This window comes from Proteus genomosp. 4 str. ATCC 51469 (genome assembly GCF_003144375.1).
Classification (GTDB): domain Bacteria; phylum Pseudomonadota; class Gammaproteobacteria; order Enterobacterales; family Enterobacteriaceae; genus Proteus.
The window spans coordinates 75,627-97,790 of record NZ_PENV01000019.1 but is presented as its reverse complement, the minus strand read 5'-3'; the positions used below and the strand labels follow the sequence as shown (position 1 = coordinate 97,790).

Genomic DNA, 22,164 nt, shown 5'->3' with positions numbered 1-22,164 from the left:
AAAGTATTGATGCCAATAAAGAAAGTATTGATGCCAATAAAGAAAGTATTGATGCCAATAAAGAAGATATTGATACCAATAGAATAGGCATTGATACCAATAGAAAAGATATTGATATAAATAAAGAAGACATAGATAATATTAAAGATAACTATATCGATAATCTAAATATTAATGGAAACAATATTTCATTAAAAAACCATTTTGCTACTCTTTATATGGAACAATCAATCTCAAGAAGCGAAGTTAAAACATTAAAAAATGATTTTGAACATTTTAAATCTGATACTCAAAATCGCTTTTATAAAGTTGAAAAACGCGCCAATCAAGGTATTGCTTCTGTGGCAGCAATGAGTAATTTACCTTTTACCGACTCTGCTACATTTAGTACCGCTATCGGCATAGGTAATTATCGTAATGCCACAGCTCTTGCTTGGGGTATGCAATATCGTATTAATGAAAATATTAAAATAAGAGCCTCTACTGCATGGAATGAATCAAGCTGGGTCTCTGCTGGCGGTGTTGGAATAAGCTGGTAAAATAACATAAAAACAACGAAAGCTAAGTAAAGCTTGGCTTTCGTTGTTTCATTCCATTACAAATCCGTTATGCTAAAACTTTGTGATTTTATACTCAAAGGAGCATATCAATGACGGGTATTTTTCAGAAAATCAAGCACTGGGTTGGGATAAAAAAGACTACCCATTACCCTTATCCCGCTGTCGATATTATGCTACCTAATAATGTCTCTTTGCACCTTGTGGGTAGTATCCATATGGGTGTTCCAACAATGACACCGTTATCTAATGTACTTATAAGCGAAATAAAAAAAGCAGATGCTGTTATTGTTGAAGCCGACATTTCAACTGATGTACAGCCTTTTGATCAATCGTCTCTTTTTAGAGGCTCATTAGAGACGCGCTTAAATAGCTCTCTTTTTTCTCAAATAACACAGCATTGTGAAGATCTTTCCCTTTCTCTTTATCAGCTCGACAATAAGCCTCTTTGGCAAATCGCCTTAATTTTACAATCTACGCAAGCGATGCAACTTGGATTACAACCTCAATATGGTATTGATTATCAAGTTATCCAACATGCTAATGAATATGAAAAAAGTATTATTGAACTCGAAGGCATTGAGAGTCAGGTCGCATTATTATTAGATTTCCCTGAAGATGGCCAGCAATTACTCGAAGATACACTAAAAAATTGGCACGAGAACGCACGTACATTGCAAATCATGATCAATTGGTGGTTAAATTATAATAGTAGAGAGAAGCAGCCACCGTTACCAAATACTTTTAGTAAAGCTGTATTTGATATTTTAATGCAAAGCCGTAACCAAAAATGGGTAAGTATATTATCTAAATTACCGGCAGGCCGCTACGTAGTGACTGTAGGTGCCCTTCATTTATTTGGTGAAGAGAATTTGATCGATTTATTAACGCACCAAGCATAAACATATTGTTCTAACCTTGTAAGTAGGAATAACTATGACTCCCGCTGTAAACTTATTAGAAAAACAGAAAATTAAATTTATCCTCCATCCTTATGAGCATGATGCTAATGTTCATAATTTTGGTGATGAAGCCGTTGAAAAACTGGGTTTGAATAATCGTCAAGTCTTTAAAACATTGTTAGTTTCTTTAAATGGTGATGCTAAAAATCTTGCTGTTGCAGTCACTCCTGTTTCTGGTCAGTTAGATTTAAAACTTGTCGCTAAGTGCTTTAAAGCGAAAAAAGCAGATATGGCAGATCCACAAATTGCACAAAAAGTGACTGGTTATTTAGTGGGTGGAATAAGTCCATTAGGTCAGAAAAAACGGCTACCCACTGTAATTGATGAACAAGCCCTTGAATTTAACACCATTTTTGTTTCTGGCGGTAAACGCGGCTTAGATATTGAATTATCAGCAAAAGATTTAGGTTCTGTATTAGGTGCTCAGTTTGCACTTATCCGTAAAGAATCATAATCATTAATGATTTTTTATTTTAAGGCACATCCTCAAAATAAAAAATTAACGTGACTTAAATCAAAAACAAAAGGCGACATTAATGTCGCCTTTTGTCTATATAAGCGCTATTGATAAGACTTATTTTTTGTAAACAATTTCGCCTTTAGGTTCGAAATCAGCAGCTTTCAATGGAGAGTGTGATTCGATATAGCCTTTTAATACTTCAGCATCAACAAAACCGGTATTCACATAACCAGGGTGTGAATCAATCTTAGGATATCCATCACCACCAATACCGTTAAAGTTTAATGTCGCCATACGATAAGATTTGGTTTTATCTAATGGTTTACCTGCAATTTTAACATCGCTGACTTTACAATCGGCATCAACTGTTAAGCTAACATTGTAGAATTGTGCGTAAGCACCAGAGTCTACTTTCATGCAAGCAACGGCTGACAAATAAGGCTCTACCTCTTCACCTTTAAAATCAACATAAACCAGTTCATTTGCAAATGGTTGAACTTTCAATACATCTTTGTAAGTGATATCACCAGATTCAATTGAATCACGCACACCACCACCACTCATAATGGCAAAGTCTGCATTAGCACGTTCAGCTTGAGCTGATAGTAATAAACGCGCCATATTGGTTTGAACAAAGCGAACTTTACTACGATCACCTTCTAATTTACCAACAACCTCACCAACTTTAACATTCAGCTGCTCGCCACCTTTTTCTTGGTAAGGGGTTAGCAATTTCATCATATCTGGGTTATGAGGAATTTCTTCTGTGTAGTAGACAAGTTCAGTAGTACCGTCGTCTTTCTTCACTTTTTGATTTAAGTTGATTGGGATGAGTTGATAATGCTTTAACGTGAATTCACCATTACGGAATTCGAAATCTGCACGACCAACATATTTGCCCCATTCATGAGCCTGAACAATCCATGTACCATTTTGATTATCAGGCGCACAAGGCGTTCCTGGTACATAATCAGCTTGTTTGTAGTTTTTGTTCTCTTGAGACATACAAACAGGATCTTGTGAGTGACCACCCACAATCATATCAAGGTAGCCTTTTGGTAAGGCGCGCGCCATTTCCACATCACCTGGTGCGTTAGAACCGTGATTACCATCATCATAGTGCCCCATATGGGTTGCAGCGATAATAATGTCTGGCTTTTCTGTTGTACGTAGTTCTTCTACAACTTTTTTAGCCTCATCAGAAGGCTTACGGAATTCAGTATCAGGGAAGTTTGCTGGGTTACCGATACGCACAGTATCATCAGTCGTTAAGCCCAACACTGCAATTTTCACACCTTGCTTATCAAAAATGGTGTAAGGCTTAAATAAACGCTCACCTGTACTTTTCTGATAAATATTTGCAGATAAGAACGGGAATGTTGCCCATTTCTCTTGTTGACGTAAAACATCTAACGGATTGTCGAATTCATGGTTACCCAGTGCCATTGCATCATAACCTACAAGATTCATACCTTTAAAATCAGGCTCTGCATCTTGTAAGTCAGATTCTGGAACACCTGTATTGATATCGCCACCCGATAACAGCAGTACGCTACCACCATTTTTAGCCACTTCATCACGGATATTATCAACAACGGTTTTTTGAGCCGCTAAGCCGTACTCACCACGATCGTTATGCCAAAAATGGCCATGATGATCATTGGTGTGCAAAATAGTAATTTCGTACGTTTTATCCTTTTCCCATGCCTGAGACAACGCAGGCGCCATAGCTAAAGAAACGGTCAAAGCGCATGCCGATAATTTAAAAGATAAGCTCATGGTATATCCCCATGTATATTATTTATTGAGAAGGTTCTGCCATGCATCTACTGTAGAAAAAAAAGACAGAAGTTAAATACTTTTGCTGTATTTTATGACGTAGGTTATATAATTTTTTTATTATTTCATTGATCCAATAGTTTTTTTGAGACATGAATCAAACTCTATTTCTCACAAAAGCACTCAACTCCAAATAGATGTAAACTAGACTAATAAAAATAGAAACAATTCATTAACAAAATAATATGACAGGGAATTAAAATGAGTAATGCTGACCCAACGCTTCCCATAGAAGAAACTGATGTTTTACAACGAAAAGCCAATAAGCGTAATACGGTTTTTAGTATTTTAACTGCTATCAGTTTTTCACATCTTCTCAATGATATGATCCAATCATTGATATTAGCTATTTACCCTATGTTGCAATCTGAATTTTCTCTCAGTTTTGTGCAAATAGGGATGATAACGTTGACTTATCAAATCACAGCATCCTTATTACAGCCATTTATTGGCCTCTATACTGATAAATATCCTAAGCCTTACTCATTACCTATTGGTATGGGTTTTACCCTAACAGGGCTTATTCTCCTTGCCTTTGCTGATACATTCCCAATGTTATTACTTGCTGCAGGGTTAGTGGGTACTGGCTCGTCTGTTTTCCATCCTGAATCATCCCGTGTTGCTAGAATGGCATCAGGTGGAAGGCACGGACTTGCACAATCACTCTTCCAAGTAGGCGGGAATCTCGGTAGCTCATTAGGCCCTCTTTTGGCTGCATTACTGATAGCACCTTATGGCAAAGGAAATGTCGGTTGGTTCTCCCTTGCTGCATTGCTGGCTATTGTCGTGTTATTACAAGTTAGTCGTTGGTATAAAATTCAACAAGAAGCTCAGAAAAAACAACCTAACAGACTCAATAATAAAGCAATATTGCCACGTAAAGCCCTTTTGGGATCTTTAGCCATTTTACTTATTCTGATTTTTTCTAAGTATTTTTATCTTGCAAGCATCAGTAGCTACTATACTTTCTATTTAATACATAAATTTGGTGTTTCAGTACAAAATGCACAAATTCACCTATTTGTTTTTCTCTTTGCTGTTGCTGCTGGCACCATGATTGGTGGCCCTGTAGGCGATAAAATTGGCAGAAAATACGTTATTTGGGGATCTATTCTAGGTGTTGCGCCTTTTACACTGATACTCCCTTATGCCAGCTTGTACTGGACTGGCGTACTTACTGTATTCATTGGTGTAATTTTAGCTTCAGCATTTTCTGCTATCTTAGTTTATGCTCAAGAGTTAATTCCGGGTAAAACAGGTATGGTTTCAGGGCTTTTCTTTGGACTAGCTTTTGGAATGGGGGGCATTGGTGCTGCAGTCTTAGGGTATATTGCAGATCAGAAGAGTATTGAATATGTCTATCATATTTGTGCTTATCTCCCACTGTTAGGTATTTTCACCATTTTTCTTCCTAATATTGGGGTGGATAAAACTGAATAAGCTGTAATTAACCCTGTTATTTAAATGAACCAATAACAGGGTAACTCTTACCTTAAAAGACAAGACTTATTAAAATAACATAAAAAAACGCACTTGCGTCATAAAACTCAATCAACTTGCTATTTTTATAAATAATCGATAATTTTTAGCGAATTTATTGCATAAATACGTTAAACTATCAGCCTGCTATATACTCGCCCCCCGATACATGTAGTTTTATAAAAAGAAGGAGAATTGATGCCGCATTCAACACCCCTCATTACCACCATTGTTGGTGGGTTAGCACTTGCTTACATTTTAGGCATGATCGCTCAACGGCTAAAAATCTCACCTTTAGTAGGATATCTTGCTGCGGGTGTACTCGCTGGCCCATTTACCCCAGGCTTTGTCGCTGATACCTCTCTCGCCCCTGAACTCGCTGAAATCGGCGTCATTCTGCTAATGTTTGGCGTGGGTTTACATTTTTCTTTAAAAGATCTTATGGCGGTAAAAGCTATCGCTATTCCGGGTGCTATTGCGCAAATTGCAGTCGCAACACTATTAGGATTGGGATTATCGGCATTTTTTGGCTGGGGTTTATTTAGTGGCATTGTATTCGGTTTGTGTCTATCAACAGCAAGTACCGTTGTTCTTTTACGAGCACTTGAAGAAAGAGGCCTGATTGATAGCCAACGAGGCCAAATTGCTATTGGTTGGCTGATAGTTGAAGACCTAGCAATGGTATTAGCCCTTGTGCTACTACCCGCTGCCGCCAATATGCTGGAAAGTAGCGACCAAACCAGTGTTTCTCAACTGATGATTAATTTAGGGATCACTATTGGTAAAGTCGTTGCCTTTATCTTAATCATGATGGTTGTCGGCCGTAAGCTTATTCCTTGGATTTTAGCCAAAACCGCAGCAACAGGCTCTCGTGAACTCTTTACGTTATGTGTGTTAGCACTAGCCTTAGGTATCGCTTATGCCGCTGTAACCTTATTTGATGCTTCTTTCGCATTAGGCGCATTCTTTGCCGGTATGGTACTCAATGAGTCTGATTTAAGCCACAGAGCTGCTCAAGATACTTTGCCACTGCGTGATGCCTTTGCTGTACTGTTCTTTGTGTCTGTAGGTATGCTGTTTGATCCTATGGTCTTAATTGAACACCCACTCGGCATCTTAGCAACGTTAGCTATCATTATTATTGGTAAATCAGCAGCAGCACTGGTACTTGTACGAATGTTTGGGCATTCTAGACGAACAGCCCTAACTATTTCTGCTAGTCTTGCTCAAATTGGTGAATTTGCCTTTATTCTTGCTGGCCTTGGTGTTGCTCTGAACGTTTTAGAGCCAGATGCACGTAATCTTGTTTTAGCCGGTGCTTTAGTTTCTATTATGCTAAACCCTGTATTGTTCTCTTTATTAGACCGTTATCTGGCAAAAACAGAGACAAAAGAAGAAATGGAACAACTACAACAAGAAGAGCTGGAAGAAGAGATGCCAGTTCCTGTTGATATCTGTGGCCACGCTATTATCGTTGGCTATGGACGCGCGGGAAGTATGCTTTCTGAAAAATTATTAGCTAAATCTATTCCATTGGTTATTATCGAAAATAGCCGTAATAAATTCGCGGAATTAAAAGAGAAAAGCTTAAATACGGTACTGGGTAATGCTTCAACAAAAGAATCACTTGCTTTAGCCCGTATTGATTGTGCTAAATCTTTACTACTGACTATCCCTAATGGTTATGAAGCCGCTGATATTGCCGAAACAGCAAGAAGTATGAACCCTGATTTAAATATCATTGTTCGTGCTCATTTCGACGATATTATTGTTCGGGCTAACTACGATGAAGAAGCATCTTTTATCCTTGAAAAAGGTGCAAATCACGTCATTATCGATGAAGATCAAACTGCATCTGCAATGGCCGATATGTTAGTGAAGGAAGTAGAGTTTGGTTGTGCTATTGATGATACCCCTGAAAATGGTCAGCAAATTATTGCTCCAAGTGCAGCACAATAACCAAATATAGATAACCTGTTAACGCTACAATTTAAGTCAATAAAAAACCTATCAATTTTGATAGGTTTTTTATTTCACTCTGATAAAACAAAACTGAGAAACGATATAAACTTAACGTTCCCAATAAGCTTCTTCTAAGCTGTCTTCTTTTTCAGGTAAACCACGCGTTAAACGAGGTGAATGCTGACTTAACACTTGATAACTCACTCGATTAGCATATTTACACACTTGTGCTAATGATGAGTAGGTTAAATAAGTTCGAGGATGCTTACTCGAATTCGGCACATTAATTCGATGATAACTATTTGCTGTAATATCATGCAGTAATGCTGATAATGCTGCATCACCCGCACCATTTGTATTCATGATTTTCTCAGGGCCACCCATATAAGGCTCAATATGGGAATAAACTTTTTCAGGCTCTTCACAATCTTTGTAGCGCATTGCACGGCTAAATTCATAACGGTTAAATTCAGCAATTGCGCCAGGTAATAAAGGATGCGTTGTTTGACGTTTAAAGCTTTGCTCCGTATACCCCCCCATATAAAGCCCTGCGGGGCCTGCGGTACAAAGAACTAAGTCAACCCATTCTAATGCTACATCAGAGGCAAGGAGAGGATCAGAATGCCCTGTTAACTCAAATGCTTCATCTTCATTCATTGCTACAACAGATACATGCTCTTTTAGGAAATCACGCCACCATTGTGGATCATCTGCAATAACATATTTAGTACCTAATGTAAGCACTACGGGTACGTCATACTTTTTCGCATATTCAATCGCTTTCATGGTAGCCAAAGGCATTGGTTCACCAGGTTTACAACGCACTAAATAAGCTGTTAAAACCAATGCAGAAGCTTCTGCAATCACCTCTTCTGGAATACTCTCAGGCTGAAGTTGGTTCATTTGACCTGGGCTAATTGCAAAAGTACGTTCACCATTTTCGGTGATCAGCGTAAAACAGCGCCCAATAGCACCATCGACACCTTGAAGATAATTCAAATCAGTGCGGCTAGACGTGTTACATAAATAGCGATAAGCATAGCTACCAATCTGAATGTTATTACACATAGTACCTAATAACACAGAACGGTCATCAGCCAATACAGAGTAATTATGCAGTGTATTACCAATAGTGCCACCCGCAAATTCGTGAGTGATTAAGTTATTATCTGTTAATTCACGATAAAGCGCTTCTGCGACATCATCTTCAATAACTAGAGAGTGTCCCTGACTCAAGTTATAACGGGTAATAAATGCCTCATCAACTTTCGCTTCGATATCCACCAATGTTTGGTCAATGCCGACAATATAGGCGCGCGAAGATTCGCTCTCCGTCATATTGATGATGGGTTGTAGTAAAGGATCTCGTAAACTAACGGGAAAATAGTGTTTGGATTTTCGTTTGCCAGGGAATTTCATTGTGAACGATGCTACACAGCTAAAAAAGATGCGCAATGTTAACACAATATTATGGGAGAGACAGTAGGTGTACGTCTGTACACCTACTTATTTGGCGATATTTTTATGCAGCTTTACGACGGCTTCTTGCCATATAGCTCAGTAAAACACCCATTACAGAAAGGATAAAACCAACAAAAGCAGCACCGACTAAAATCAGAGCACGTTTAGGTGCATCTTTTTTAGTGGGTTCATAAGGCTTCAACATATATTTGAATGGTACAAATTGAAGCTCATCTAATTTCACTTTTTCTAACTGCTTCATGTTATATAAACGGTTTTTCAGATCAGCACTCACTGTTGTTGGATCAGTGATAGCTTCTGTGATAGCCAATTTACTACTTAACGCATCAGAACCCATGGCAATAGAGTAATCAGGATCATCTTTAATTTGTGCGCCTTCACTTGAAATTGGTTTTTTTACTCCTGCCGCATTAGCAATCTCTAACGCATATTTTAAGCGTTGAACATTTACATTACGTGCGTTAGCAATACGTTCTAAATCCATTTCATACGCTTTTTGAGCAAAGCTTAATTTACGTTCAATTTGATCATCAATCTCGTCTTTCACTTCCATACGTACTTTGGTGGAAATAAAACGAATATAGCCTGAAAGTAAATCGTAAGCCTCTTCTGAGGTTGGTGCCGTAAAGCTTAGATTAATTTCGCCACTAAACTCTTCTTCACTGTTTTTATCATCTGAAGCTTTTAAATTAATATCTTTCGTTACGATTTCTTCAATTAATTTACGTTTATCCAGTGGCGTTGGCTCTTCCATTTTAGCCAACAAGCTTTTGTAATAATCTGTGCTTATCAAATACTCTTCACGCAAAACACGAGAGTTATAGTTATTGATAAATTTTTGATAAACGGAAGAACCATTAACACCCGTATCAACATCCACTAGGCTTAGTTCAGTCAATGTCGCTCTTAATTGCTTCATTTCATCGAGCATTGGCTTGGTAATTGCAGCTTGGCTTGTCCATTTTTGGGGCAAAAAACTTGCAACAGTAAAGCCAACGATAGCAAATAATAACGTGATACCAATAATGACAAATTTTGATTTATAAATAACAGAAAATAATTCAAAAAGATCGATTTCATCGTTCTGTTTTAGATAAAAGTCATCAAAATTCCCTTTATCAATTTCTGAAGATTGTGGTTTTGAAAGCTTACTATTCATTTTCCTGCCTAAATTTATGTAATGCAGTGTCCGTTTATCAGCATTTTAGTGATTAACACTAAAACACTTAAAAAATGAGAAAAGATAAGTTTATATATAACTGAAATATGATCAAATTAATATATCATCAAATCCGATAATTTTATTTATAGAATTCAGTAATTATTTTTTGCATATCTCACGGATCATCACCTCTAGCAAGTCAATATGCCCAGGATCATCATTTAATGCAGGGATATATTCATACTGTTTTCCCCCTCCATGAATAAAGAATTCACGGTTCTGTTCGTTAATTTCTTCTAATGTTTCCAAACAATCAGATGAAAAGCCTGGACATACAACTTGAATGTGTTTAACACCTTCACTTCCCAACTTTTCCATTGTTTTATCAGTATAAGGTGATAACCAAGGCTCACGTCCGAAACGTGATTGGAATGTCAACATGACCTGTTCTTTAGGGTAGCCTAATTGTATTTCTAATTGTTCTTTAAGCTTTTCAGTTGTAAGGCAACATTCATCATAATAAATATCCCCTGTTTTAATAAATCGCTCTGGAATACCATGGAAAGAGAGAATTAAACGATCTGGTTTTCCATATTGCTGAAAGCTCTTCTCAATAGAGGTAACAAGTGCTTTGATATAAAGCGGATGTTCAGGGTAGCTACGAATAAAATTTAAGGATGGAATAGTGCGCATCCCTTTCAGTATTTTGCTTACACCATCAAATACCGCGGCAGAGGTAGAGCAAGAGTATTGAGGATAAAGTGGTAACAAAATAAGGTTCTCAACACCTTGTTGTAACAGTTTTTCAATCCCTTCATTTAGCGATGGATTGCCATAACACATCCCTAATTCCACAGGTATATTAGGTAATCGCTGAGCAAGCGCGCGTTGTTGGGCGCGACTATAAACTAACAGTGGGGAACCTTCTTTCATCCATATTTGTTGATAAAGTTTTGCTACTTTAGGAGAACGAAACGGCAATATCGCGCCCTGTAATATTGGTTTCCAAATTAAAGGAGAAACATCAACAACACGAGGATCGCTAAGAAATTGTGCTAAATAACGTCGGACAGCACCCGTTGTTGGCGCATCAGGTGTACCAAGATTAACGAGAAGAACACCATACTTAGCATGATTCATACCATGACTCCTTAGAGTTATTTTTATTAGGATAACCAAAGGGTAGAAGAATAAAGGAAAATAATGAATTGTGCTTGTCAATTTATTGGATCGAATTTTTTAACTTATTTTATACCGACTAAATAAGGTAAAAAAAATCCCGGCTCAACCGGGATTAATCATAGCGATGACAAATTAGCCAAGGATACTTTTCAGTTCAGCATTAATTTCACTAACTTTTTGTGTACCATCAACTTTGAAGTATTTTGCATTGCTTGCTTTAGCTTCATTTTGATAATAAGAAACTAACGGTGCCGTTTGAGTATGATACTCAACTAAACGTTTACGAACGGTTTCTTCTTGGTCATCTTTACGTGTTGTTAACTCTTCACCAGTCACGTCATCACGATTTTCCACTTTAGGTGGATTAAATTTCACATGATAAACACGACCTGATGGTGCGTGAACACGACGGCCAATAATACGTTCTACAATGATGTCATCTGGTACTGCGAATTCCAGTACGAAATCCACATTGATACCTGCTTCTTTCATTGCATCAGCTTGCGGAATTGTTCTTGGGAACCCATCCAACAAGAAACCATTACGGCAATCGTCTTGTTTGATGCGCTCTTTAACTAACGCAATAACTAATTCATCAGTAACTAACTGACCATTGTCCATCAGTGCTTTTGCTTTCAGTCCTAGTTCTGTACCTGCACTTACTGCCGCACGTAACATATCACCAGTTGAAATCTGTGGGATACCATAGTTTTCTTTAATGAATTGAGCCTGAGTGCCTTTACCAGCGCCTGGAGCGCCTAGCAGAATGATACGCATCGCGTAAATCCCCTTGCATTTAATTTTTTATATTTAAACTCGAAAACGCATTACCATACCATTTTGTGAGGTCATCGCTCAAGAAATCACGGTAGCGATTGCATTTTATTTTTGTCGAAAAAGAAAAAACCACGCTCTCTTTTCAGAGAAACGTGGTTTAAATGTTTGAAAACGAAAACAGTTACGCTTTTTGAACTAAAAGTTGATTCACTAAGCGAATAAACTGGTTTGGATCTTCCAAAGAGCCTCTTTCAGCAAATAATGCCTGATCGAGTAATAAATTAACCCAATCAGCAAATAAAGCATCATCCGTTAATTCGGCTGTTTGTTTCACTAATGGATGATTTGGATTTAGCTCAAAGTTATATTTTACTTCTGGCACTTCTTGTCCTGCTGCTGCAAACAATTTCGCCATTTGTGTGGTCATTTCATCCGCACTGGTTGTCACAATCGCAGGGGTATCTGTCAAGCGGTGTGTTAATTTCACCTCTTTAACTCTGTCGCCCAACAAAGTTTTAATGCGCTCAACGAAAGGTGCTAATTGTTTATCAGTTTCTTCTTGTTCAGCTTGTTTTTCTTCATCAGCCAGTTTATCAAGAGATTCATCTGCTTTACTGACAGATTGGAATGACTTGCCATCAAACTCTGTCAGATAATTCATCATCCATTCATCAATACGATCTGATAACAGCAATACTTCGATACCTTTTTTGCGGAACAGCTCTAAATGAGGGCTATTTTTCGCAGCAGCGTAGCTATCAGCGGTGATGTAATAGATTTTTTCCTGACCTTCCACCATGCGGCTAACATAATCTTCCAATGAAACCGTTTGAGCATCACTGTCGTTATGTGTTGATGCAAAACGCAGTAACTTAGCAATAGTTTCAATGTTAGATGAGTCTTCTGCTGGACCTTCTTTTAAGACTAAACCAAATTCTTTCCAGAATGCTTGATACTCTTCAGGCTTATTCTCAGCCAGTTTTTGTAACATTTGTAATGCACGTTTAGTTAATGCGCTACGTAAGTTACGTGTAACAGAGCTGTCTTGTAGAATTTCACGCGAAACGTTTAGTGGTAAATCATTAGAATCAACTAACCCACGAATAAAACGTAGGTAATTAGGCATAAACTGCTCAGCTTCATCCATAATAAAAACACGCTGTACATACAGTTTTAAACCATGGCGCTGTTCACGATTCCATAAATCCCAAGGCGCTTTTGAAGGCACATATAATAAACTTGTGTATTCTTGTTTACCTTCAACGCGGTTGTGTACCCAGCTTAATGGATCAGCAAAGTCATGAGAGATATGCTTATAAAACTCTTTATACTCATCATCACTTACTTCAGCTTTATTACGAGTCCACAGCGCTTGTGCCTTATTAATTTTTTCCCACGTTACTGTGCCGTCTTCTTCATTTTTCGTTTCAATTTCAACAGGTAAAGAAATATGGTCAGAATATTTACTAATAATGCTACGTAGACGCCAATCATCTAAATACTCATCTTCGCCTTCACGCAAATGAAGCGTTATTTCAGTACCGCGATCCGCTTTTTCAATATCAGCAACGGTGTAATCACCTTCACCTTCAGACTCCCAGAAAACGCCTTTATCGGCTGTTTCACCCGCAGCACGAGTGCGCACAGTCACTTTATCTGCAACGATAAAAGCTGAATAGAATCCCACACCAAACTGACCAATTAACTGGCTATCTTTAGCTTGATCTTGTCCGATAGATTCTAAGAATGATTTGGTACCTGATTTTGCGATAGTACCTAGATTATCAATGACTTCATCACGAGTCATACCAATACCATTATCACTGATAGTCAGAGTTCGGTTCTCTTTATCAGTGGAAATGCGCACATGCAATTCACCGTTATTTTCATAAAGTGCTGCATCTGATAATGCACGGAAACGCAATTTATCAGCCGCATCTGATGCGTTCGATATCAATTCGCGAAGGAAAATTTCTTTATTGGAGTAAAGAGAATGGATCATTAATTGAAGAAGTTGTTTAACTTCTGACTGAAATCCTCTTGTTTCCTGACCTTTCATACTCATTTTTACCTCAATTAATCCTAATTTGGCGAAAAAAATCAATATGAGTAAAAAGTGGGGATAGTTAAGCAAGTTTCAAGGGTTGAGTAAAAAATTAAGCTTATAAAATTAATTAACTACCTTATATGATTAAAGTTTGAGCAAAAATAATACTTGCTGTATATTTTTAGCTGTATATTTTATTATACAGCGATATTAACTTAGGTTTATGACTATGAAAGCTTTATTACAGCACTGTTTATTAGGTATTGGCTTACTCTCCCTTTCTTCCTTCTCTTACGCAGACAGACAAATCGTAGACCAAATTGGTCGCACCGTGACCATTCCAGATAAAATAGAAAGAACGGTGGTTTTACAACATCAAACACTGAATTTGCTAGTTCAACTTGATGCTACAGATAAAGTTGTTGGTGTAATGTCTAACTGGAAACAACAATTAGGTGATGGCTATGCACAATTAGCGCCCTCACTGGAAAACACCCCAAAAGTGGGCGATCTCACCAGTTTTGATGCTGAAAGCTTAGTAAAGCTACAACCTCAAGTTGTTTTTGTAACCAATTACGCCCCAAAAGAGATGATCGATAAGATCTCTGCTCTTGGTATTCCTGTTGTGGCGATTTCATTACGCAAAGAAGCTAATGAAGATAAATCAACACTCAATCCAACATTACAAAACGAAGAACAAGCCTATAACGAAGGACTAAAAGAAGGCATTTTATTGATTGGGGATATCGTCAATAAATCAGAAAATGCAAAAACCTTAGTAAATGATACTTTTAAACAACGTGAGCAAGTAAGTCAGCGCTTACAAGATATTCCTAAAGAGCAACGAGTGCGGGCTTACATGGCAAACCCAGACTTAACTACTTATGGCTCAGGTAAGTATACAGGCTTGATGATGGAGCACGCTGGCGCATTCAATGTCGCGGCATCAACCGTCAAAGGATATAAACAAGTTTCTCTTGAACAAGTTATTGCATGGGACCCTGAAGTTATCTTTATTCAAGACAGATACCCACAAGTTGTGGATGAAATAAAACAAGATAAACGTTGGCAAGTCATTAATGCCGTTAAAAATAATCGCATTTATTTAATGCCTGAATATGCAAAAGCATGGGGATACCCAATGCCAGAAGCCATGGCAATTGGTGAATTGTGGATGGCAAAAAAATTATATCCTGAAAAATTTAGCGATATTGATATGCAAAAAGCGGCTAATGATTGGTATCAAAAATTTTATCGTACTCAATATCAAGGAAAAGAGTAGGATATAACACAATGACATTGTCCCTTTTTGCAGCAGGTAGCTTAAAAGCAACGCTACCTGCTTTTATTGAGCATTATCAGCAAAAAACTGGTGAAAAGTGGGCACTTACATTTGGGCCTGCAGGATTATTACGCCAACGTATTGAACAAGGAGAAGTTTGTCATTTATTTCTTTCTGCTGATAAAAATAATCCACAGCAATTAATCGATAAAGGTTTAGCACTACAATATGCCCCTTTTATTGCAAATCAACTTTGCATTACAACTCGTCGTAATGATATTAATGAGCTGGATACTTGGCTTACTGTATTATCAAATACCGCATTAAAATTAGCGATATCCACACCAAAATCTGATCCATCAGGTGATTATAGTTGGCAGCTTTTTGATAATATTGCACAAATTGATCCTGATTTAAGCCAGACATTAAAAATAAGAGCGCTCTCTTTAGTTGGCGGTGAACATTCACTTACTATTCCTAAAGGTAGAATGGCGGCCCATTACTTAATTACAACTCATCAAGCCGATGCCTTTATTGGTTACCAGCATTATCAAACACAATTAAGTGAATTTCCTGAACTAAAAACATTCACTATTCCAAAACCTTTTAATGTCACAGCACACTATTGTGCAACACTCATCCATTCACAAGCTTATAGTTTATATCAGGAAATTTTATCTCCTTATGCAAAAGACTATTTTATTAAAGCCGGATTTTTACCGCTAAGCTGATAGTGTTCACTTAGCAGTAAAATGGATAACTAATGATATAAAATTATTTAGCATCACCCACAACAATGGCTTGAGCGCCTTCTTTGGCTTCATCAAGTGCGTGTTTTATTGTATCAGCATGGGCAAGCACAACACCTAGGCGGCGAGCGCCTGCAATTTCAGGTTTCGCAAAAAGACGAATTTGACGGTTCGCCTTCAACGCTTTTTCAATACCTGAATAAACGATATTTGAGCTATGTAGCTCTGGCAAAATGACAGCTGAAGCACAGTTACCTAACTGACGAATACCACCAATGGGATAACCTAAAAAAGCGCGAACATGAAGTGCAAACTCTGATAAGTCCTGTGAAATTAGAGTCACTAATCCCGTATCGTGAGGACGGGGAGAGACTTCATTAAAAAACACATTATCGCCTTGAACAAACAACTCTACGCCAAATAAGCCGTACCCCCCTAAATTTTCTACCACTTTACTTGCAATATGTTCTGCTTTAGCAAGGGCTATATCACTCATTTTTTGAGGTTGCCATGACTCACGGTAATCTCCTTTTTCTTGCCGATGACCAATGGGAGCACAAAAATGGATACCATCAACAGCATGAACAGTCAGTAAAGTAATTTCAAAATCAAACGGGATCATTTTTTCAACGATAACACGCCCTTTTCCTGCTCGTCCGCCCTCTTGAGAATAGGCCCAAGCATGTACTAAATCATTTTCACTACGGATAACACTTTGCCCTTTCCCCGACGAGCTCATAACAGGTTTGACAATACAAGGGAAACCGATATCTAAAGCGGCTTTTTTAAAATTCACTTCATCATCAACAAATTGATAATTTGATGTTGGTAAAAGTAATGTTTCTGAAGCTAAACGACGGATACCCTCTCTATCCATTGTGAGCTTTACAGCGCGGGCACAAGGAACAACTTTTTGCCCTTTTTGTTCTAATTCAACCAATAACGAGGTTGCTATCGCCTCAATTTCAGGAACAATAAAATCAGGTTGCTCTTGTTCAATAATGAGCTTTAATGCATTGCTATCAAGCATATTCACCACATGATGGCGATGTGCAATATGCATCGCAGGTGCATTGGGATAGCGATCAACTGCAATCACTTCAATACCTAGGCGCTGGCATTCAATGGCCACTTCTTTACCCAATTCACCTGCACCTAATAGCATTACCTTTGTTGCATTAGCTGTAAGAGCCGTACCCAACACAGTCATTCTTCATCCTCACTATTTATAAAAAACACAATGACGCAAACGATTGCCTTTGAGTAGCATAACGGATTTTACTTGATAGAAAAATAGGCAGGCAAAAATAATCACTCAAAGAAAGAAAACCATTACAAAATTTGGCTGCGTTTTCCTTTTTGGATTTTTAGATAATTAAGACGTTTTCGAATAAGTGCCAAGATACAGCATAAAAGCCCCAGCCAAATTAGAGAAAAACTGACACCTTTAACTTCATCAAAAGCTTCATGAAATAAGAAAACAGCCAGTAAAAATTGAATAGTAGGTTCTATATATTGCGCTAGCCCAATAACTGTTAGCGTAGTTCGTTTCACGGCTGCCGTAAAAAATAATAATGGCAATATGGTAACAGGTGCGGTTAAAACATAATAAAAGCGAGTCAGATTATCTGCAGAAGGTAGCGCGCTTTTATCTGTCATAAACAACCAAATGGTCGCGCCTATTGCTAATGGCATTAGCCAAAGAGTTTCCATAAATAAAGAGGTTATTACATCAAAACGAATAAATTTACGAATTAATCCATATACAGCAAATGCGCCTCCCATCATAATAGCCAGCACTGGTAATTCCCCGTACATCCACAGCTGGTATCCCACCCCCGCACAAATTAAAGTAACAGCCCACTTTTCTGCAGGATTAAGCTTTTCTTTCAGAAAAATGACACCTAATAAAATCGAGAAAAGTGGATTAATAAAATACCCTAAGCTCGCTTCTAATACTTGTTGATGCGTTAATGCATAGGTAAAGGTACACCAAGAAACCGCCATTGCCATTGAGCTAAATAAACACATAAAAACAGAACGTTTATCTTGGAAAACCGCACACCATTGAGTTCTATTTTTGATAAAAAGCCGCACTAGCAATAATAAAGGAATGGACCAAATTAAACGCTGGGCTAACATTTCTAATGGTTGGGCACCCGGTAAAAGCCGATAAAACAGAGGAGTGATCCCCCAAAGAATATAAGAAAAAATGGCTAATACTGCGCCCGATTGAGCCCACATTTAATGTTCCATCAATAAAAGTTGAAATGTTTTAATATCATACGCTTAAAACAGACAGAACAATATGATCAACATCGCTGATTGATTGATAAAAAATAGAAGCGTCTAATCGAAAAGATAAAAAAATCTCCACTAATAATGGCTTCGAGAAAAACCAGTATTAATGGAGGGTAAGGAAATACCATTAAGAGAAAAGCGTGGTAAAAACCACAACCAGAAAAAATCAGTGAGCTATCAGAAAATCTCCCGAACATGCAAAGGAGGTTGTTGTTGAACAAAATCATGTAATTTTTTACGACTTGGTGCCGCTGCTATCGCCCCTTTTTGAGTTGTGGCCAAAGCACCACAAGCAGCTGCTTGCGTCACTATTCTTGATAAGTATTGTTCATCTTCAGCAAAACCATATTCTGCAAGTGCCGCCAACAAACCAGACATAAAGGCATCCCCTGCTCCCGTTGTATCAATACACTCAACGGTAAAAGCACTAAATGCAACTTGAGTATTTGGTGTTAACACTAAACATCCTTTAGAGCCTTGAGTGATCACTTTTAAACGCGCGGGATAACCTTCTAATTTTTTAAGGGCATTATTCAATGTCACTTCTTGTGTCATCCACGTAAGTTCATCTTCTGATAATTTTAATATGTCGGCCTTATGCGCATAATTATCGATAACTTCGCGCATTTCTTCGTGATCACGCCACATTTGAGGTCGTAAGTTAATATCAAAACTCAGCAATGAATCCGTCTCTTTAATACTCTTAATCGCTGTATCCAAAGTTGAGCGACAAATGGGATTCACTAATGCTAAAGAGCAAAAATGCAAAATATCTTTTTCGAACGCTGGTAAAGATTTTTCTGTTAAAAATTGATCTGCAGATTCAGCGACTAAGAAAGTAAAATCACGTTCACCATTTTCTTGTAAAGAGACAAGAACTGTACTGGTACGGTGAAACTCATCAAATTCCATTGCTCGAGTATCAACCCCCAGATCAAACAATGTTTTTTGCATAAAATGGCCGAACGCATCTTCACCTACACGCCCAATAAAACCACTTTGTTGACCAAGCTTAGCCACACCCGCAGCAACATTGACAGGCGCGCCACCAGCACATGCTTCATATTGCATATTTTGCAATGGGATCAGGTCAACAACAGCATCACCTAAAGACCAGACTTTCATAATCTCTCCTGAAGATAAGCAATTATTTTTCTTCACTATATTCTGTTTTTATAACTATTCATAACGATTAAAGGAAGATATTGCTCGTAAATCCACTATGATAACGTTAACATAATGAGATATTATGATAAAGTCAATCTTATGAAAAGTGTTTTTTTGCCCTCTAATGTTATCGTTAACAAAGAAGGAAAACGTATAATTTAATCTGTTTTTTTATTCTTTTATAACCTAAAAACATAGGCTAACGACACTGAAAATATAATAAGGATAATGATATGAAACACCGTTTAGAACAATCAACAAATGCCTTAAATACCTTGATTGAAAAGCGAGGTAATACTTTTTATCCCCAATTTCATTTAGCTGCACCTGCGGGGTGGTTAAATGATCCTAATGGTCTTATTTATCATGATGGTTTATATCATGCTTTTTATCAGCACCATCCTTATTCTCAAGATTGGGGTCCAATGCATTGGGGACATGCCACAAGCACCGATATGATCCACTGGCAACATCAGCCTATTGCGTTAGCTCCTGGTGATGATTACGATAAAAGTGGTTGTTTTTCAGGTTCAGCTATTAGTCATGACGGTAAACTCTACCTTTTTTATACTGGTCATAATTGGTTAGGCGAAGAAGGTGATGATAGCCAAATTTATGAAGCACAATGTGTGGCTATCAGTGAAGACGGTATTCATTTTGAGAAAAAAGGGATCGTTTTAGAACCCCCTAAAGGTTATATGCATTTTCGTGATCCTAAAGTGTGGTATCAAGACGGGAAATGGTGGATGGTTGTCGGTGCCAGAGATGAAAAAGATCAAGGGCAAGTTTTACTTTTTTCTAGTGAAACCTTATTTGAAGAAGGAAAAAAGTGGAGCAACGATTACACTATTTTGGGAAAAACTGACGATAAAAACGTCTATATGTGGGAGTGCCCTGACTTCTTCCCGATTAGCCAAGACAATCAATTCACGATTGTCTTTTCGCCCCAAGGAAAACGCGCAGAAGGTTATCAATACCGGAACCTCTTTCAAGCTGGCGCATTAATCGGTCAATGGTCACCAAGCCAACCCTTTAAACCACAAGGTCACTTTGTTGAGTTAGATAATGGACATGATTATTATGCCCCCCAATCATTTATGACTCCTGATGGTCGTCGTGTTTCTATGGGCTGGATGGATATGTGGAATTCACCCATGCCATCAAAAGCGGAGTTTTGGTCTGGTTGCTTCACATTACCTCGCGAAATTACCTTTGATAAAAGCAAAAATCGTTTACGTATGGTGCCAGTCAAAGAAGTTGAATCATTACGCCAAGAAAAAAACACCATTAAACCTCTTACATTAAGCCATCAATCTATAGAGTTAATTGATAACACATCAGCTATCGAACTCGATTTAACATGGTCTTTAGACAGCCAAGCCGAAAAATTTGGCTTATGGCTAGGTGAAGGGCTTGAGCTTTTTGTAGATAATCAATCAAATCGTTTAGTGCTTAATCGTCATTATCCTCAATACAATATCAGTGGTGCTCGCAGTATTCCATTACCTGAAGGCTGTCAATTAAACTTACGCATATTCATTGATCGTTCATCAATAGAAGTCTTTGTTAATCAAGGTGAATATACATTAAGTAGTCGATATTATGCGCCACAAGACGCACGCTCTTTACGCCTCTTTGCAATGAGTGGTGAAGCAATATTGTTATCAGGTGAATATTGGCGATTAAATCATATCGGCTAATTCTAAAAACATTCATTCTATTTTAATGATGATAAAACGTGAGTCCTTATAACGACTCACGTTCAACTAATTGGCAAGGTACGTGTACTGTATTTTGATGATTTCGTTCTTGAATAATATGTAATGTTGCTTCTTTACCTAATTCATAATGAGGTAGTTGAACCGTTGTTAATGGAGGATAAAACAGATCTCCTGTACCAATCATATTGTCATATCCTAAAACAGCAACCTGATCTGGAATACGCAATCCCATAGACAACAAGACTTGATAAGCCAAAAAAGCAATACGGTCATTACCACAAATCAGAATATCAAAATCTGCTTTTTGATGAGCGCAATGCTTTTTCAATATTTCAATCACATCACGGTAATGCTCATCACCAAACATCATCGTATATTGGCGTAAATGCGCTAATGGTAGTCCAGCTTCTTGCCAAGCATCTTCAACCGCTTTACGGCGAATAGGCCCCGCAACCGATTCTTCAGGTATATAGAAGCACAAAGGATGACGATATCCCTTTTCAATGACTTTTTTCATTGCATAATATTGCCCATGATAATCATCTGGAATATAAGTTGGAAAAGAGCGTGCCTTATCCAAACAGTTTGCTAACACTAGATTCTTATCATGCAATTTTTCATGCACAGAAATTTCACGTAATCCCATTGTCGTGTAGATGATCCCATCCGGGCGCTGGGCTAAAAGCTGCCAAATAGCATTTTCATAACAATCTTGTGCAGTCAAATTGACCACAAATGAACTCCATCCAAATTCTCTTGCTGTTTGTTCAATAGATAAAATCATTTCAACAGAAAATGGTGTCGTTGCGGTATCAATTGCTAAAACGCCAATTGAGGAAACTTTTGTTCCTTGTCCACGGATTTTTCGTGCAGAATAATCTGGAACATAGTTAAGTTGATCAATAGCACTTTGGACTTGTTTCAGTGTTTCTGGTTTTAATAACTCAGGGTTATTAATCGCTCTTGAGACTGTCATCAAAGAAACGGATGCAAGTCGAGCTACATCTTTCAGTGACGCCATAGTATTGGCTCGAT

The 22,164-nt window shown here is 37.8% G+C and carries 18 protein-coding genes; 8 read left to right on the top strand and 10 right to left on the bottom strand.

Annotated features, from left to right (window positions below; translation table 11 throughout):
• From DK866_RS16650 to ybaK, 3 genes are all read left to right on the top strand, one after another.
• Positions 1-539 (top strand): YadA C-terminal domain-containing protein (locus DK866_RS16650; RefSeq protein WP_208624191.1); only part of this gene is annotated, 539 nt, incomplete at its 5' end.
• Between the two features lie 110 nt (positions 540-649).
• Positions 650-1,459 carry a TraB/GumN family protein gene (locus tag DK866_RS16645; protein WP_109409802.1) on the top strand — a complete coding sequence of 270 codons (810 nt, stop codon included), beginning with the start codon at positions 650-652 and terminating at the stop codon, positions 1,457-1,459.
• Between the two features lie 34 nt (positions 1,460-1,493).
• A complete protein-coding gene (gene ybaK / locus DK866_RS16640) occupies positions 1,494-1,973 on the top strand; it encodes a Cys-tRNA(Pro)/Cys-tRNA(Cys) deacylase YbaK (RefSeq protein WP_109409801.1) in 480 nt (159 codons plus the stop codon).
• Positions 1,974-2,093: 120 nt separating this feature from the next.
• Here ybaK and ushA read toward each other — a convergent pair whose 3' ends face one another.
• Positions 2,094-3,758 (bottom strand): bifunctional UDP-sugar hydrolase/5'-nucleotidase UshA, encoded by a 1,665-nt coding sequence (gene ushA / locus DK866_RS16635; protein ID WP_109409800.1) that lies wholly within the window; start codon positions 3,756-3,758, stop codon positions 2,094-2,096.
• A gap of 261 nt (positions 3,759-4,019) precedes the next feature.
• Here ushA and DK866_RS16630 point away from each other — a divergent pair, with 261 nt between their 5' ends.
• Together DK866_RS16630 and ybaL are read left to right on the top strand one after the other, a co-directional pair.
• The gene (locus tag DK866_RS16630) at positions 4,020-5,258 is read left to right on the top strand and encodes an MFS transporter (RefSeq protein ID WP_109409799.1); all 1,239 of its coding nucleotides are present in this window, start codon (positions 4,020-4,022) and stop codon (positions 5,256-5,258) included.
• Between the two features lie 237 nt (positions 5,259-5,495).
• Positions 5,496-7,256: a YbaL family putative K(+) efflux transporter gene (gene ybaL / locus DK866_RS16625; RefSeq protein ID WP_109409798.1), complete on the top strand. Its 1,761-nt coding sequence runs from the start codon at positions 5,496-5,498 to the stop codon at positions 7,254-7,256.
• Positions 7,257-7,367: 111 nt separating this feature from the next.
• Here the strand turns inward: ybaL and DK866_RS16620 are convergent, their stop codons facing one another.
• The 5 genes from DK866_RS16620 to htpG all read right to left on the bottom strand — a co-directional run bounded on the left by DK866_RS16620 (position 7,368) and on the right by htpG (position 13,921).
• Positions 7,368-8,678, bottom strand: a complete 1,311-nt coding sequence (locus tag DK866_RS16620) for an inosine/guanosine kinase (RefSeq protein ID WP_072070131.1) — start codon at positions 8,676-8,678, stop codon at positions 7,368-7,370.
• Between the two features lie 103 nt (positions 8,679-8,781).
• Positions 8,782-9,900 carry an LPS O-antigen length regulator Wzz(fepE) gene (gene wzz(fepE), locus DK866_RS16615; protein ID WP_109409797.1) on the bottom strand — a complete coding sequence of 373 codons (1,119 nt, stop codon included), beginning with the start codon at positions 9,898-9,900 and terminating at the stop codon, positions 8,782-8,784.
• Between the two features lie 162 nt (positions 9,901-10,062).
• A complete protein-coding gene (hemH, locus tag DK866_RS16610) occupies positions 10,063-11,043 on the bottom strand; it encodes a ferrochelatase (protein ID WP_109409796.1) in 981 nt (326 codons plus the stop codon).
• Between the two features lie 174 nt (positions 11,044-11,217).
• Positions 11,218-11,862: an adenylate kinase gene (gene adk, locus DK866_RS16605; protein ID WP_023582632.1), complete on the bottom strand. Its 645-nt coding sequence runs from the start codon at positions 11,860-11,862 to the stop codon at positions 11,218-11,220.
• Between the two features lie 181 nt (positions 11,863-12,043).
• A complete protein-coding gene (gene htpG, locus DK866_RS16600; RefSeq protein WP_208105135.1) occupies positions 12,044-13,921 on the bottom strand; it encodes a molecular chaperone HtpG in 1,878 nt (625 codons plus the stop codon).
• A gap of 217 nt (positions 13,922-14,138) precedes the next feature.
• Here htpG and DK866_RS16595 point away from each other — a divergent pair, with 217 nt between their 5' ends.
• Together DK866_RS16595 and modA are read left to right on the top strand one after the other, a co-directional pair.
• The gene (locus DK866_RS16595; protein WP_109409794.1) at positions 14,139-15,191 is read left to right on the top strand and encodes an ABC transporter substrate-binding protein; all 1,053 of its coding nucleotides are present in this window, start codon (positions 14,139-14,141) and stop codon (positions 15,189-15,191) included.
• Between the two features lie 11 nt (positions 15,192-15,202).
• On the top strand, positions 15,203-15,922 hold the full coding sequence (modA, locus tag DK866_RS16590; RefSeq protein WP_109409793.1) for a molybdate ABC transporter substrate-binding protein: 720 nt from the start codon (positions 15,203-15,205) through the stop codon (positions 15,920-15,922).
• Between the two features lie 43 nt (positions 15,923-15,965).
• On the opposite strand, the gene purT is transcribed toward modA, so the two are convergent.
• The 3 genes from purT to DK866_RS16575 form a co-directional block, all read right to left on the bottom strand.
• Positions 15,966-17,150, bottom strand: coding sequence for a formate-dependent phosphoribosylglycinamide formyltransferase (purT, locus tag DK866_RS16585; protein WP_109409792.1), 1,185 nt, complete (start codon positions 17,148-17,150; stop codon positions 15,966-15,968).
• Between the two features lie 122 nt (positions 17,151-17,272).
• Positions 17,273-18,184 carry an EamA family transporter RarD gene (gene rarD, locus DK866_RS16580; protein ID WP_109409791.1) on the bottom strand — a complete coding sequence of 304 codons (912 nt, stop codon included), beginning with the start codon at positions 18,182-18,184 and terminating at the stop codon, positions 17,273-17,275.
• Between the two features lie 234 nt (positions 18,185-18,418).
• The gene (locus DK866_RS16575; RefSeq protein WP_109409790.1) at positions 18,419-19,366 is read right to left on the bottom strand and encodes an aminoimidazole riboside kinase; all 948 of its coding nucleotides are present in this window, start codon (positions 19,364-19,366) and stop codon (positions 18,419-18,421) included.
• 275 nt (positions 19,367-19,641) lie between these two features.
• On the opposite strand from DK866_RS16575, the gene DK866_RS16570 reads away from it, so the two are divergent.
• Entirely contained in the window at positions 19,642-21,108 is a 1,467-nt protein-coding gene (locus DK866_RS16570) for a glycoside hydrolase family 32 protein (RefSeq protein ID WP_109409789.1), read from the top strand.
• A 46-nt stretch (positions 21,109-21,154) separates the two neighbouring features.
• On the opposite strand, the gene DK866_RS16565 is transcribed toward DK866_RS16570, so the two are convergent.
• On the bottom strand, positions 21,155-22,150 hold the full coding sequence (locus DK866_RS16565) for a LacI family DNA-binding transcriptional regulator (RefSeq protein WP_109409788.1): 996 nt from the start codon (positions 22,148-22,150) through the stop codon (positions 21,155-21,157).
• Between the last annotated feature and the right edge of the window lie 14 nt (positions 22,151-22,164).

Excerpts from the sequence above, each read along its gene's own strand:
- htpG (WP_208105135.1), bottom strand. The coding sequence starts at position 13,921 with ATGAAAGGTCAGGAAACAAGAGGATTTCAGTCAGAAGTTAAACAACTT.
- DK866_RS16595 (WP_109409794.1), top strand. The coding sequence starts at position 14,139 with ATGAAAGCTTTATTACAGCACTGTTTATTAGGTATTGGCTTACTCTCC.
- adk (WP_023582632.1), bottom strand. The coding sequence starts at position 11,862 with ATGCGTATCATTCTGCTAGGCGCTCCAGGCGCTGGTAAAGGCACTCAG.
- DK866_RS16570 (WP_109409789.1), top strand. The coding sequence starts at position 19,642 with ATGAAACACCGTTTAGAACAATCAACAAATGCCTTAAATACCTTGATT.
- DK866_RS16575 (WP_109409790.1), bottom strand. The coding sequence starts at position 19,366 with ATGAAAGTCTGGTCTTTAGGTGATGCTGTTGTTGACCTGATCCCATTG.
- ushA (WP_109409800.1), bottom strand. The coding sequence starts at position 3,758 with ATGAGCTTATCTTTTAAATTATCGGCATGCGCTTTGACCGTTTCTTTA.
- DK866_RS16630 (WP_109409799.1), top strand. The coding sequence starts at position 4,020 with ATGAGTAATGCTGACCCAACGCTTCCCATAGAAGAAACTGATGTTTTA.
- ybaL (WP_109409798.1), top strand. The coding sequence starts at position 5,496 with ATGCCGCATTCAACACCCCTCATTACCACCATTGTTGGTGGGTTAGCA.
- DK866_RS16565 (WP_109409788.1), bottom strand. The coding sequence starts at position 22,150 with ATGGCGTCACTGAAAGATGTAGCTCGACTTGCATCCGTTTCTTTGATG.
- ybaK (WP_109409801.1), top strand. The coding sequence starts at position 1,494 with ATGACTCCCGCTGTAAACTTATTAGAAAAACAGAAAATTAAATTTATC.
- modA (WP_109409793.1), top strand. The coding sequence starts at position 15,203 with ATGACATTGTCCCTTTTTGCAGCAGGTAGCTTAAAAGCAACGCTACCT.
- DK866_RS16620 (WP_072070131.1), bottom strand. The coding sequence starts at position 8,678 with ATGAAATTCCCTGGCAAACGAAAATCCAAACACTATTTTCCCGTTAGT.
- purT (WP_109409792.1), bottom strand. The coding sequence starts at position 17,150 with ATGACTGTGTTGGGTACGGCTCTTACAGCTAATGCAACAAAGGTAATG.
- DK866_RS16645 (WP_109409802.1), top strand. The coding sequence starts at position 650 with ATGACGGGTATTTTTCAGAAAATCAAGCACTGGGTTGGGATAAAAAAG.
- hemH (WP_109409796.1), bottom strand. The coding sequence starts at position 11,043 with ATGAATCATGCTAAGTATGGTGTTCTTCTCGTTAATCTTGGTACACCT.
- rarD (WP_109409791.1), bottom strand. The coding sequence starts at position 18,184 with ATGTGGGCTCAATCGGGCGCAGTATTAGCCATTTTTTCTTATATTCTT.